Genomic DNA, 12,817 nt, shown 5'->3' on the forward strand with positions numbered 1-12,817 from the left:
CGGCGGAATCAGCCACCCCCGCCCGCCTTCCAGTAATACCGCACCACGTGGAAGAACACCGGCGCGGCGAAGCACACCGAATCCAGCCGGTCGAGCATGCCACCATGGCCCTCGATCATGTGGCCCCAGTCCTTGATGCCACGATCACGCTTGATCGCCGACATCACCAGGCCGCCCCAGAACCCCATCAGGTTGATCAGCAGCGACAGGCCGAACGCCTGCAGCGGCGTGAACGGGGTGATCCACCACAGCGCCGCACCCAGCGCGCTGGCACTCAGCACGCCGCCCACGAAGCCCTCCACCGTCTTCGACGGCGACAGCTTCGGCGCGATCAGGTGCTTGCCCAGCAGCTTGCCCCAGATGTACTGCAGCACGTCCGAGGACTGCACCACGATCACCAGGAAGGCGAACAGCAACACGTTGCGCGACGGATCATGGCCGGGCACGTGCAGGTTCAGCAGCAGCGGCACATGCGAGATGCAGAACACGCAGATCATCAGCCCCCACTGGACCTTCGCGGTCCGCTCCAGGTAGTGCGTGGTATCACCACCGATGGTCGACAGGATCGGCAGGAACAGGAACGCATAGACCGGAATCAGCAGCGTGTACATGCCGTACCAGTCGATCCACACCAGGTAGTACTGCCACGGCAGGACGATGTAGAACGCGGCCAGCAGCGCGTAGTAGTCGCCCGAGCGGGTCGGCGCCAGGGTGATGAACTCGCGCAACGCGAACAGCGAGATGATCGCGAACAGCACGATCACCCCGGCACGTCCGAAGAACAGCGCCAGCCCGACCACGATCGCCATCACCCACCAGGCGCGGATGCGTGACACCAGGTTGGCGATGACTGCACTGGGCTGGCCGCGCTGGCGCCAGCGCAGGGTCTCGGCCACCAGCGTGGCCAGCACCAGCACCGCGCCGACACCAGCAAACAGCAGGCCAGTCTGCTGGCCGACACTCTGCGTTGCCAGATCGCCAGATACATCCAACACGAAACTCATGCACGACCTCCATTCGGCGCCAGGTCCAGCAGCGCCTGCCGGCTGCGGGCCAGGAAGGCGGCCTTGTCCTCGTCGGCCTGCAGTCGCAGCGGCGTACCGAAGGTAGCCGTGCACAACAAGGGCAGCGGCAGGAAGCGGCCCTTGGGCATCACCCGCTTCAGGTTGTCGATCCACACCGGCACGAACTCCAGTTCCGGCCGCTGCCGCGCCAGATGGTAGATGCCGCTCTTGAACGGCAGCAGCGGCTCGTCGCCGACATTGCGCGTGCCTTCCGGGAACAGGATCAGCGAACAGCCTTCATCGACCGCTTCGCGCAGCACCTGCAACGGGTCCTGCTGGCGATGCCCGGCCTCGCGCTCGACCAGCACGCCGTTGAACACCGCGTCGATCAGGTAGCGGCGCAGGCCGTCGCGCTGCCAGTACTCCGCCGCCGCCACCGGACGCACCTGGCGGCGCAGGGCCAGTGGCATCGACGACCAGATCAGCACGAAGTCACCGTGGCTGGCGTGGTTGCCGTAGTAGACGCGGTGCTCGCTGGACGGCGCGCAGCCGATCCACAGCGCGCGCGCGCCGGTCACCACATGGATCGCGCCACTGCAGGCGCGGGCAATCAGTTCGGCGAACATCCATCCCTCCCGTTCACGTCTGCGGCCACAGCACCGCCAGCAGCACCAGCACCAGCTGCACCGCCGTCAGCAGGTACTGACGCAGCAGCAGGCGGCGCATGCCGGCCCATCGCAGATCCCATCCCCGCGACGGTTCCGCTCCCGGTGTGCGGCGCAGGCCACTGTCATGCAGCAGCCGGTCGATGCGTTGCGCCGCGGCCTCATCATTCAAGCCTTCATCGCGCAGCAGCTGCAGCAGGCTGGCATCGAGTGCCACCCGCCACGCGTGATAGGCCTGGGCGACGCCTGCCACCACGCTGAGCAGCATCAGTCCGGCGGCAAGCATCGCCAGCCCGGGCTCGATGCCGAGCAGCAGCAACGCCACCAGCAGCAGCCCCAGCGACAGGCCTGCCGGCCAACGCCCCTGCCGCAGCAGCAGCTGCATGGTCGGAATATCAGGCGTGGTGCTCATGCAGGGTCTCCGGCGGCAACGGTGATCGCACGCAGGTGCGCCTTGCCCAGCACGATGCCCGGACGCGCGGCACGCACGATCGCCACCGCCGCATCGGCACCCGCCGCACGACCGCTGCGCAGCAGCCAGGTCGCCACGCTGGCCGCACTGCGCGAGTAACCCAGCGCGCAGCACACCAGCACCGGCCCGTGCGTGCGAAGGCGCTCGATGGCCTCGGCTGCCTCGCGCAGCTGCTCCGGTTCTGGCACCACCAGGTCCAGCATCGGCACACCGGCGTACGCCGCACCCGGCGCGCAGCAGGACAGCTCGGCACAGGCATCGACCACGCCCACCAAAGGTGTCGGCAATGCCGTGCAGGGAATCCGGCCCAGCCACACGCCGTCCAGCACCGGCAACGGCTGCGGCACGCGTCGCGTCCACAACCGCGAATTGATCCAGGCCGCGCCCAGGTACGGCGCCAGCAGCCAGCGTGCCGCCATGGTCAGGCGACCATCGGCACGCTTCTGGAACACCGCCGTACCCAGCCCGGCATAGGCCAGCGCCACCAGCAGCAACGACACCCCCGGCCACAGCAGCCACAACGCCGCGCCACGCAGAAGCACCACCGGCACCAGCAATACGGCGGCCGCCAGCAGGTACAGCGCGGCCAATCGCCAACGTTTGGCATCACCCGCAGTACGCCAGGCGCGCAGCGGCGGCGTGCCCTGCTCCGGCCACAGCCATACGCACAGCCAGCCGGCCAGCAGCCCGGTCGGGATGTCGATGAAATGGTGCTGGAACGTGGTCAGCACCGAGACACCGATCAGCAGTGCCCACACATGCAGCACCCAACGCCACACGCCGTGCAGGTACTGCGCGAACTTCACCCACAGCACGATCAGCAGCACGATGTGCAGCGATGGCGCCTGGTTGAACGGCTTGTCGAAGCCCAGCAGCACATCGAACAGCCAACCGAACACGCCGCCAATCTCCGGCCGCTCGAAACTGAAGCGCAGCGGCCACAGCAGGAAGCAAGTGACCGCGATCAGCTGTGCACTGAACAGCCGCAGCGCATGCCGGTCCAGTTCCAGACGTTGCCGGCACAGGAAGAAGGAGACCGCGTAGAACAGGTCGATCGACCAGTACGGCACGATCGTCCACGGCACGAAGGGAATGCGCGTCTCCCAGGCGAACGCCATCACCGGCAGTTCGGGATGGCGACCAGCCATCCAGTTGGCGAAGCCGTAGCTGGCGAAGAAGAACGGACCCAGCAGAGCCAGCCACAGCAGGGCGCGCCGCCAAGGGCGCCCTTCCGCGGCCAGTGGGGTTGCGGCCAGCGTCGCCATCACGCGGTCCGGCGCGCCAGCGACACGGTGAAGATGCCGAAGTCATCGATGCGCTGCGCCACCTTCTCGAACCCGGCCAGGCGCACCAGCTCATCCATCTCCTGCTGGGTACGGCGGCGCATCACCCACGCGGCGCCGCCTCGATGGCTGGTCAGCGCGCGGGCGATGAATTCCAGCTGCGGGTGCCAGGGCTGGCCGGTGTAGGCCAGGTAGCCGCCCACCGGTACGGTTGCGGCGATGCCCTGCAGCGAGCGCAGCACGGCGTCGTTGTCGGGGAATAGTTCGTACAGGCCCGATACCACCGCCAGCGTAGGCGCCGGGTCCACCGCCGCCAGTTGCGCCGGATCGAACGCATCGCCCTGCTCGAAGTGGGCGATGTCGGCTGCACCGAGGCGCTCGATCAAGGCCTGGCCCTGGGTCACGTTCAGATCGCTGAAATCACGCAGCACGATGCGGTCGGCGCGCTGTTCGCCCTGGCCCAGCGCTTCCAGCACATAGCGGCCATGGCCGGCGGCCACGTCCAGCACGCGCACCGGCGTGCCCCGCCCGCGCAGTCGCTGCGCAGCATCGCGCAGCAGTTCCTGCAGGTGCTGGCCGCGCACACGGATGCCGCGCCAGCCGATTGCATCCAGATAGTTGCGGTCGACCATGCGGCCCAGCGGGCCCTTGCCACGCGCTTGGTCGCGATAGATGTAGTCCAGCGTGCTGCCGGAATCGAAACCGGTCTGCAGGCCCAGCGCGATGCCTTCGGACAACGTGCCACCGAAACGCAGGCCGCCACGCACCACGCGCCAGCGCAGGTCGGCCAGGCTGTTGCGTTCCGGTGGCCAGGCCAGGATCTCCGATTCCTCGAAGGTCGGACCATGCCGGTGTGCGTCACGACGCGACAACTCGCGCAGCGGTTCGGCGAAGCGCGCCTGGATGAAACTGCGGATGCGCGCCAGTGCCGACGCCCGATCGCGCTCGCCCAACGTGTCGTGGAAGAAGCCCGGCAGGTGCACGCGCTCCTTGATCGGGCTGGACAGGCGCTCGTAGAAGCGGTCCTGCGGGCCACGATGCACGACGAAGTCCGAGCCGGACACCAGCAGCTGCACCGGCACGCTGATCGCCTGCGCATCGGCGACGATGCGGTCGGCCGCTTCGTACAGGCCCAGCAGCACGCGCACCGAGATCGGGCGGGTGATCAGCGGATCGGTACGATAGCTTTCCACCCGTGCCGGGTCGTGGGTCAGCCACTGCGGCTTGACGTAGCTGTTGACGAAGAAATTGCCGCGCAGCTTCTGCATCAGCGCCAACCCAGCGCGTGCGAACGGCACGTACAGCTTCACCTTGAAGGCGGGCGAAGCCATCACCAGCGCACGCAGGCGCGGCGCGTAATCGTGCACCCAGGTCGCGGCGACCACCGCCCCCACGCTCTGCGCGATCACCACGATGTCTTCCACCGCGATACCGTGCTCGGCGCCGATGTGGGCAATGAAGCTGTCCAGGTCACGCACCAGCGCCGGGAAGCCCGGTGCATCGCCACGTGCGCCCGGCGAACGGCCATTGCCGCGCGCATCCCAGGCGAAGAAGGCGGTGTCGGGCAGGTCCAGCTCATCGACCAGGTGGGTGACCCGGCCGGAGTGCTCGTGGCCGCGGTGCAGCAGCACGATGGCCTTGGTGGCCGGGGTTGCGGTGGTGCCCGCCCAGTACCGGTAGAACAGCGGTACCTGGTCGAAGCTGTGGAATTCCCGTTCCTGCGCCTGACGCATGCAATCTCCTGATTGTCTTTTTGTATCTGCTTGATTAATTCGGCGAAACCGCCGCTTCCCGCAGTCCGCGACGGACGCGGTTGATCATCGTCAGCACGCACAACACTGCCATGGCTGCAGCCACGCCGCTGACCGTCAGTGCACCGCCCCAGCCGAAGGCCAGCAGCAAGCCCAGCGCACCGATCACGAAGGCGCGGTCGCTCTTGCCCATCGGGCCGTCATAGCGGCGGCTGGCACCGACCATCAGCCCCAGCACGCCGGCGTACTCGCTCAGCGCCGCCGTCCAGGCCAGCAGCCACAGCGCCTCCGGGCGCACGCCGGGTACGCTGAGCAGGCTCAGGTACAGCGCCGCATCGGCGATCACATCGCACAATTCGTTCAGATAGGCGCCCAGCCGCGATTGCTGGCCGAATTCGCGCGCCAGCATGCCGTCCACCGCGTTGAGCGCCATGCGCAGCAGCATCCACAACGGCAGCAGCAGATACAGCAGAGGCTGGGCAGGCGCGCAGCACCACACGGCCGCGGCCACCAGCAGCGAGACCACGGCAGCGGCCACGGTCACCGTATTGGCAGTGATCCCCATGCGGAACAGACCGCGTACGGCTGGACGCAACAGGTCCTGGAAACGTCCCTTCAATGCATAGATCGACATGATCCGTACCCGCTGATCCTTGGCAGTGCGGGCACAGCCTACCCCATCGTTGGCAGATTCCGACAACCCGGCTCTGGTCCGCAGACCAGACTCCGGATCGGGCCGGATCGGTGTGCCCGACCCGGCCTTAAGCCGATTGCCACGGCAAATTACCCCTTCCAGCGCCCGCCACGGGCCCCCACCGCCTACAATATCGGCCCCGCTCCGCTGCCGATTCTGTCCCATGACTGCTGATCTGTTGCCCGTCCGCCGGGCCCTCCTCTCCGTTTCCGACAAGACCGGTCTGGTCGAGCTGGCCACTGCGCTGGCGGCACGCGGCGTGGAGCTGCTGTCCACCGGCGGCACCGCCAAGGCGATCCGCGATGCGGGCCTGGCCGTGAAGGACGTGGCCGAGGTCACCGGTTTCCCGGAAATGATGGACGGCCGCGTCAAGACCCTGCACCCGATGGTGCACGGTGGCCTGCTGGGCCGTTCGGGCCTGGATGATGCGGTGATGGCCGAGCATGGCATCGGTGCCATCGACCTGCTGGTGCTGAACCTGTACCCGTTCGAGTCGGTCACCGCCAAGGCCAACTGCACCCTGGCCGACGCGGTCGAGAACATCGACATCGGCGGCCCGGCCATGCTGCGCTCGGCGGCCAAGAACTTCGCCCGCGTGGCGGTGGCCACCGATCCGTCGCAGTACGCCGAACTGCTGGCCTCGCTGGCGGCCAACGACGGCCAGCTGTCGGCCGCCACCCGCTTCGCGTTCTCGGTGGCCGCGTTCAACCGCGTCGCCCAGTACGACGCGGCGATCAGCAACTACCTGTCGGCGGTCACCGCCACCGACGCCGCCGTGCCGGCCCGTGCCGAGTACCCGGCGCAGATGAACTCCACCTTCGTCAAGGTGATGGACCTGCGCTACGGCGAGAACCCGCACCAGAGCGGCGCGTTCTACCGAGACCTGTACCCGGTGCCGGGCACCCTGGCCACGTTCCAGCAGCTGCAGGGCAAGGAACTGAGCTACAACAACCTGGCCGATGCCGATGCGGCGTGGGAGTGCGTGCGCCAGTTCGACGCGCCGGCCTGCGTCATCGTCAAGCACGCCAACCCGTGCGGCGTGGCCGTCGGTGCCGGCAACGGCGATGCCTACGAGCTGGCCTACGCCACCGACCCGACCAGCGCCTTCGGCGGCATCATCGCCTTCAACAAGCCGCTGGACGCTGCCACCGCCAAGGTCATCCTGGACCGCCAGTTCGTGGAAGTGCTGATCGCCCCGGATTACGAGCCGGCCGCGCTGGAATACGCGCAGAAGAAGGCCAACGTGCGCGTGCTGCGCATCCCGCACGGCGACGGCCTGAACAACTTCGACAGCAAGCGCGTCGGCTCGGGCCTCCTGCTGCAGTCCTCGGACAACCGCGGCATGACCCGCGACGAACTGAAGGTGGTCAGCAAGCTGGCGCCGACCGACAAGCAGTTCATCGACCTGCTGTTCGCCTGGAAGGTGGCCAAGTTCGTGAAGTCCAACGCGATTGTGTACGCCAAGGACAACCGCACGATTGGCGTGGGCGCCGGGCAGATGAGCCGCGTGTACTCCGCGCGTATCGCCGGCATCAAGGCGGCCGATGCGAACCTGGTAGTCGAGGGTTCGGTGATGGCCTCCGACGCGTTCTTCCCGTTCCGCGACGGCATCGATGCCGCTGCTGCCGCCGGCATCAAGGCGGTCATCCAGCCGGGCGGTTCGATGCGCGATGCCGAAGTGATCGCCGCCGCCGACGAACACGGCCTGGCCATGGTGTTCACCGGCGTGCGCCACTTCCGCCACTGATCCTGGAGCGACACGGATGTCCGCAGTTTCGATGAAACCGCTGGCCGTGCTCGCCCTCACGGGCGCGGCCGTGCTGGCCGGGTGCAAGCCTGCTGCCGAGCCCAGCATGGCGCCGAAGGTGGATGCGCCTGCGGTGGCACCCACCGCGCCAGAACAGCATGTCAGCCGCACCGCGCGGCTGCAGGCCTTCCTGGTCCAGCGCTACGGCAAGAACGCCAGGCTCTCCGGGCAATGGCACGGCAGCTGGAACGACGACGGCGAAACCCGCCCGATGGACTGGCACGTCTGCGCCGAGCAACCGGTGGTGAGTGGCGACAGCTGGCAGCAGTTGCTGGCGGTCTGCGGCGCACTGTCCGAGGGCGCGCACATCGACGCAGGAACGATCGACTTCTTCGTGCTGCGCCCGAAGGGCGATGGCTTCGAGGTGACCAGCGAACTGACCGGCGAGCGCTTCGGCAGCGGCGGCCAGCCCGGCACCGTCAGCGTCATCCGCGCCGGCAGCGACTTCTATGGCTTCCGGGTCGAGGACGGCTGGTTCGGGCAGGGCTTCTCGCTGCTCTCGCAGTCGCTGATCCTACCAGGCCCCAAGGGCCTGGTTGCCAGTGGCAGCGTGCGCAGCCATATCGACAATGACGCCCAGTACGAGTGCGACAACCTGGGGGCCAGCAGCGACCCGGACACCGTCGAGGACTGCCGCACCCGCCGTTTCAGCATCGATTTCGCACTGCGTTTCGACGACAGCGATCGCAGCGCGCGCGTCTGGCCGCTGCTGATCGAGGAAACCGGCACCACCTGCGGCGGCAAGCAGGTCCGGCAGCAGCACCGCTTTACCCTGGACCCGAAGACCTGGGCCTATTCCTTCCCCGAATCGCTGCGACGCGAAGGCTGCGAGTGAAGCACCTGCGCCGCCGGGGACATCGACTTTCCCCTCCCACGCAATCTGGAATCTCGTGATGAACGTACTTGTCATCGGCTCTGGCGGCCGCGAACACGCCCTGGCATGGAAGCTGGCCCAGTCCTCCCGTGTCACCGAAGTGATCGTGGCGCCCGGCAACGCCGGCACCGCCAGCGAAGACAAGTGCCGCAACGTGGCGGTGAAAGTGACCGACATCGACGGCCTGCTGGCGCTGGCCCAGGCTGAAGGCGTGGCGCTGACCGTGGTCGGCCCGGAGGTACCGCTGGTGGCCGGCGTGGTCGACCGCTTCCGTGCCGCCGGCCTGCGCATCTTCGGGCCGACCGCCGCCGCCGCGCAGCTGGAAGGCAGCAAGGCCTACGCCAAGGATTTCCTGGCCCGCCACAACATCCCCACCGCGTTCTACGCCGTGCACACCGACGTGGACGCCGCCCTGTCCTACATCCGCGAGAAGGGCGCACCGATCGTGGTCAAGGCCGATGGCCTGGCCGCCGGCAAGGGCGTGATCGTGGCAATGACCCTGGCCGAAGCCGAGGACGCGGTGCGTGACATGCTGTCGGGCAACGCCTTCGGCGACGCCGGTGCGCGCGTGGTGATCGAAGAGTTCCTCGACGGCGAGGAAGCCAGCTTCATTTCGATGGTGGACGGTGTGCATGCACTGCCGATGGCCACCTCGCAGGACCACAAGCGCGTCGGCGACGGCGACACCGGCCCGAATACCGGCGGCATGGGCGCGTATTCGCCGGCGCCGGTGGTAACCCCGGAGGTGCACGCCCGCGTGATGCGCGAGGTGGTGAACCCGACCGTGCAGGGCATGATCGCCGACGGTATCCCGTTCACCGGTTTCCTCTACGCCGGCCTGATGATCGACGCCAGCGGCGCACCGAAGGTGATCGAGTTCAACGTGCGCTTCGGCGACCCGGAAACCCAGCCGGTGATGCTGCGCCTGCAGTCGGATCTGGTCGAACTGGTGGAAGCCGCCATCGACGGTCGTCTGGACCAGATCGACGCACAGTGGGATCCGCGGCCGTCGCTGGGCGTGGTGCTGGCGGCGAAGCCGTACCCGGAAGCGCCGATCACCGGCGACGTGATTTCCGGCCTGGACGACGTGCCGGCCAGTGCCAAGGTGTTCCATGCCGGTACGGCATTGGATGCACAGGGCCAGGTGCTCAGTGCCGGCGGCCGCGTGCTGTGCGTGGCTGCACTGGGTGACAGCGTGCGCGACGCGCAGGCGAACGCCTATGCCGGCGTGGCCAAGGTGACCTGGGCCAACGAATTCCACCGCAACGACATCGGTTGGCGCGCGATCGCACGCGAGGGGTGAGACCTGGTAGATCCACTACACAGCTTCCTGCATGGAACCAGATCACGGATTCTGGGAGTCTTCACCGTCCTCGGCATGGAAGCCGGGACGGTGCGCTTCGGGAAGAAGCGACGCACGTCAAGCGAAGGAAATTACGCTGAGTGAATCTGCTACTTCGCCGAGTCAAGATAACGCTTCCAGTTCTCGAAGAGCCGCGCAACATTCTGCTCATGTGAGTGCGCAGCCGGATCATACCCATCAGAAGCTGGCATGTACCTGACAAAGCTCTCCAGAGACTCCGGGTAATCAAAATCAGCGTAGATCCTCTCAACCTCTCCGAGCGGATCAGCAATCTCATCGCGCTTAGCGTAAGCGTCCGCGAGAAATGCAACCAGCCATCTTCTGAAAATCTCATCCTCGTTTGAGTTCTTGTCGAATGCCGCCAACTGCGCAGCTACGCTATTACGCTCATCGGGAAAAGCCCCTTCAAGTCTTTCAATCAAGGAGTTCAGATTGAACTTCTCTTCCAGTCCCTTCTGCTCCGACGCGCAGTGCTTCGCAACCTCAAAGTCAATCAGATGGCGCCCCAGTGCCCACGCCACCTCGGTCTGACTCCAGGGCCCATAGGGTTGAATACAGTCATACGTTCTCATGTAGACACTCACTTCTTGTTTGGTATTCCGTTCATGCTGCCACCTTCCACAAATCTTTGATGGGTCAAGTCGCCAGCCTTGTCGACTATGTATTCAAACCGACCAGCCTTTCCATTGAGTTCACCGGGTAGCTGAGTCAGAGTGCGAACCACGCCGTCGCCTCCTGTCAATGGAGTATGAACACCTGCTTCTGCAGCGGTCTCTCGCATAAAGGTCGCTGAATTGTGCCCAGCGTCCGCTTTGAGTGCACTTCCAACAGGCCGGGAATTCAAAAGTGCCCGACCTTCTGCACTCAGAGCTTTGGATGCCGCAACACCTGCTCCACCGGCACCTGTAACTCCTGCGATATCAGCAGCGATACTGGTAGCTGCCGATACGACACTTGGATTGGCCATCGCAACCATGCCAGCTTCGATCAGCACTGGGGCAGCCATTGCCGCTGTAACGGCGATTGCGGCCGGTCTCATCGGCTCGTATACGGCGCCATTTCCGGCAGCAATATCTCTCCGATGCTGCTCAACGAATCGCTCTGCGGCCTGCCTTCCATCCGCATCGACGAACCTGTACGGATTCCCGTTCGCGTACCGATACCGATTGAACTGCTCAACTGGCATTTGGTGAGCGGTGACTGGGTCTACCGACAGAAACACGCCCAATTGTGGATCCATGTAGCGCTGTTGCATGTAGCTCAGCCCTGTAGCCGAGTCGCTCACATGTCCGGCGTACCCAGGTCCATCCGTGACCTGACCGCCTACCACGGCCCCGTAGGGTTCGTAGTCATATCGCTTGATGACGTTGCCGTTGGCATCGCTTTCCGCCACAACCGAGCCGAGGGCATCAGTGTGAATGTATGTGATCGTTGTCTGGGCGATTGCGGATGGTGACAGGCCAAGGCCCATCAGCAGCACGCAGCACAGCCAGACGCCTATGGCACCCAGCTTGCGAGTTCGATCTTCAAATCCCCCGAGGCGGGTCGACACACCGCCTGCAGTTCCCCCGAACCTGCGCATCATTCCAATCCATGAAAGAGCCTTGAAGCAAGGCTTGGCATTCATAGCACAGGAAGGCAGTCATCGGAGTCCAACTCCAGGACTGAGGCCAGAGGGACCATTCTGAATTGGACCAGGCCCTTGGCTATAAACCTCTCGAGGGATTGAACGGCTACCGGAAGCGCATGACTGCCCGCCATGGGCTGGTACTACTGAAGCAGCCGATCAGCGGCCCGCATTACCAACAGCCATGCCGGTCAAACGAAAAGCCCCGACCAACGCCGGGGCTTTTCATCAGAACGGGGCCGGAAACAGGAACCGAACCAAAGATCTATGCCTTACGCGGTGAACAGCGCCTTCATCTTCTTCAGCGCGTTCGCTTCAACCTGGCGGATACGCTCAGCCGACACGCCGTACTCGTCGGCCAGTTCCTGCAGCGTCACCTTGCTGTCGGCATCCAGCCAGCGGCGGCGGATGATGTCGCGCGAACGCGCATCCAGCTCGGCCAGGCCTTCGCGCAGCAGCTGCATCTGGTTGTCTTCGCTGTCGGCACGTTCGTAGGCCATCGACGGATCTTCGTCGTTGGCAACCAGGAACGCGGCCGGCGACGGCGGCGCGTGTTCGTTGTCCTCGTCGGTCGGTGCATCGAAACCGATATCGCGACCGGACAGGCGCGATTCCATTTCCATGACCTCGCGCTCGGACACGTTCAGGTCCTTGGCGACGGCGCTGACTTCCGCCGCGTTCATCCAGCCCAGGCGCGTCTTCGACTTGCGCAGGTTGAAGAACAGCTTGCGCTGCGCCTTGGTGGTGGCGACCTTCACGATGCGCCAGTTCTTCAGGATGAACTCGTGCATCTCGGCACGGATCCAGTGCACGGCGAAGGAGACCAGGCGCACGCCCATGTCCGGGTCGAAGCGCTTGACCGCCTTCATCAGGCCGATGTTGCCTTCCTGGATCAGGTCGCCCAGTGCAAGACCGTAGCCGTTGTAGCCGCGGGCCACGTGCACCACGAAGCGCAGGTGCGAATGCACCAGCTCGCGGGCGGCGTCCAGATCGTTGCCGTCGCGGAAGCGACGGGCCAGGTCCTGTTCGTCATCGACCGACAGCACCGGGATCTGGTGCACGGCACCGATGTAGGCGTCCAGCGAACCGAGCGCACTGGGAATCGGGAGATTGTTTGCCACAAGGGCAGTAGAGGTGTTCTGGCTCATAGGCACCCATCTTAGCAGTCCGGGATTTGGACTGCTAAAGGAGGAAAAAGTTCCAGCATCCTATTGATGCAACACTGGTCCCAAACAGAGCCCTACCGTAGCGCGATTTGATGACAGTGGCGAGCGCGC

12 protein-coding genes are annotated in these 12,817 nt (G+C 65.6%); 3 read left to right on the forward strand and 9 right to left on the reverse strand.

The window, feature by feature from the left end:
• Positions 1–8: 8 nt before the first annotated feature.
• From ARC63_RS02155 to ARC63_RS02180, 6 genes are read right to left on the reverse strand one after another with little or no spacing between them, the layout of a single operon-like run.
• Positions 9–1,004 (reverse strand): phosphatidate cytidylyltransferase, encoded by a 996-nt coding sequence (locus ARC63_RS02155; protein WP_010481069.1) that lies wholly within the window; start codon positions 1,002–1,004, stop codon positions 9–11.
• Positions 1,001–1,630, reverse strand: coding sequence for a lysophospholipid acyltransferase family protein (locus ARC63_RS02160; RefSeq protein ID WP_010481067.1), 630 nt, complete (start codon positions 1,628–1,630; stop codon positions 1,001–1,003). Before ARC63_RS02160 ends, ARC63_RS02155 begins: the two co-directional genes overlap by 4 nt.
• A gap of 13 nt (positions 1,631–1,643) precedes the next feature.
• On the reverse strand, positions 1,644–2,081 hold the full coding sequence (locus tag ARC63_RS02165; protein ID WP_057502409.1) for a hypothetical protein: 438 nt from the start codon (positions 2,079–2,081) through the stop codon (positions 1,644–1,646).
• Positions 2,078–3,406 (reverse strand): phosphatase PAP2/dual specificity phosphatase family protein, encoded by a 1,329-nt coding sequence (locus ARC63_RS02170; RefSeq protein ID WP_057502410.1) that lies wholly within the window; start codon positions 3,404–3,406, stop codon positions 2,078–2,080. The genes ARC63_RS02165 and ARC63_RS02170 overlap by 4 nt, the downstream gene beginning before the upstream one ends.
• Positions 3,406–5,157 (reverse strand): bifunctional alpha/beta hydrolase/class I SAM-dependent methyltransferase, encoded by a 1,752-nt coding sequence (locus ARC63_RS02175; protein ID WP_057502411.1) that lies wholly within the window; start codon positions 5,155–5,157, stop codon positions 3,406–3,408. The genes ARC63_RS02170 and ARC63_RS02175 overlap by 1 nt, the downstream gene beginning before the upstream one ends.
• A gap of 34 nt (positions 5,158–5,191) precedes the next feature.
• The gene (locus tag ARC63_RS02180) at positions 5,192–5,809 is read right to left on the reverse strand and encodes a CDP-alcohol phosphatidyltransferase family protein (protein WP_010481057.1); all 618 of its coding nucleotides are present in this window, start codon (positions 5,807–5,809) and stop codon (positions 5,192–5,194) included.
• Positions 5,810–6,032: 223 nt separating this feature from the next.
• Here ARC63_RS02180 and purH point away from each other — a divergent pair, with 223 nt between their 5' ends.
• The 3 genes from purH to purD are packed head-to-tail and all read left to right on the forward strand — an operon-like array spanning position 6,033 to position 9,853.
• A complete protein-coding gene (gene purH / locus ARC63_RS02185; RefSeq protein ID WP_057502412.1) occupies positions 6,033–7,616 on the forward strand; it encodes a bifunctional phosphoribosylaminoimidazolecarboxamide formyltransferase/IMP cyclohydrolase in 1,584 nt (527 codons plus the stop codon).
• A gap of 16 nt (positions 7,617–7,632) precedes the next feature.
• Positions 7,633–8,511, forward strand: coding sequence for a hypothetical protein (locus tag ARC63_RS02190; RefSeq protein WP_057502413.1), 879 nt, complete (start codon positions 7,633–7,635; stop codon positions 8,509–8,511).
• Between the two features lie 58 nt (positions 8,512–8,569).
• Positions 8,570–9,853 carry a phosphoribosylamine--glycine ligase gene (gene purD, locus ARC63_RS02195; RefSeq protein ID WP_057502414.1) on the forward strand — a complete coding sequence of 428 codons (1,284 nt, stop codon included), beginning with the start codon at positions 8,570–8,572 and terminating at the stop codon, positions 9,851–9,853.
• Positions 9,854–10,002: 149 nt separating this feature from the next.
• Here the strand turns inward: purD and ARC63_RS02200 are convergent, their stop codons facing one another.
• From ARC63_RS02200 to rpoH, 3 genes are all read right to left on the reverse strand, one after another.
• Positions 10,003–10,434: a DUF2247 family protein gene (locus ARC63_RS02200; protein ID WP_158003716.1), complete on the reverse strand. Its 432-nt coding sequence runs from the start codon at positions 10,432–10,434 to the stop codon at positions 10,003–10,005.
• 59 nt (positions 10,435–10,493) lie between these two features.
• Positions 10,494–11,495 (reverse strand): RHS repeat domain-containing protein, encoded by a 1,002-nt coding sequence (locus ARC63_RS23540; RefSeq protein WP_228354853.1) that lies wholly within the window; start codon positions 11,493–11,495, stop codon positions 10,494–10,496.
• Between the two features lie 317 nt (positions 11,496–11,812).
• A complete protein-coding gene (gene rpoH / locus ARC63_RS02205; RefSeq protein WP_006473441.1) occupies positions 11,813–12,688 on the reverse strand; it encodes an RNA polymerase sigma factor RpoH in 876 nt (291 codons plus the stop codon).
• Positions 12,689–12,817 lie beyond the last annotated feature (129 nt).

Origin of the sequence: Stenotrophomonas geniculata ATCC 19374 = JCM 13324 (assembly GCF_001431625.1) — a bacterium.
Taxonomy (GTDB): domain Bacteria; phylum Pseudomonadota; class Gammaproteobacteria; order Xanthomonadales; family Xanthomonadaceae; genus Stenotrophomonas; species Stenotrophomonas geniculata.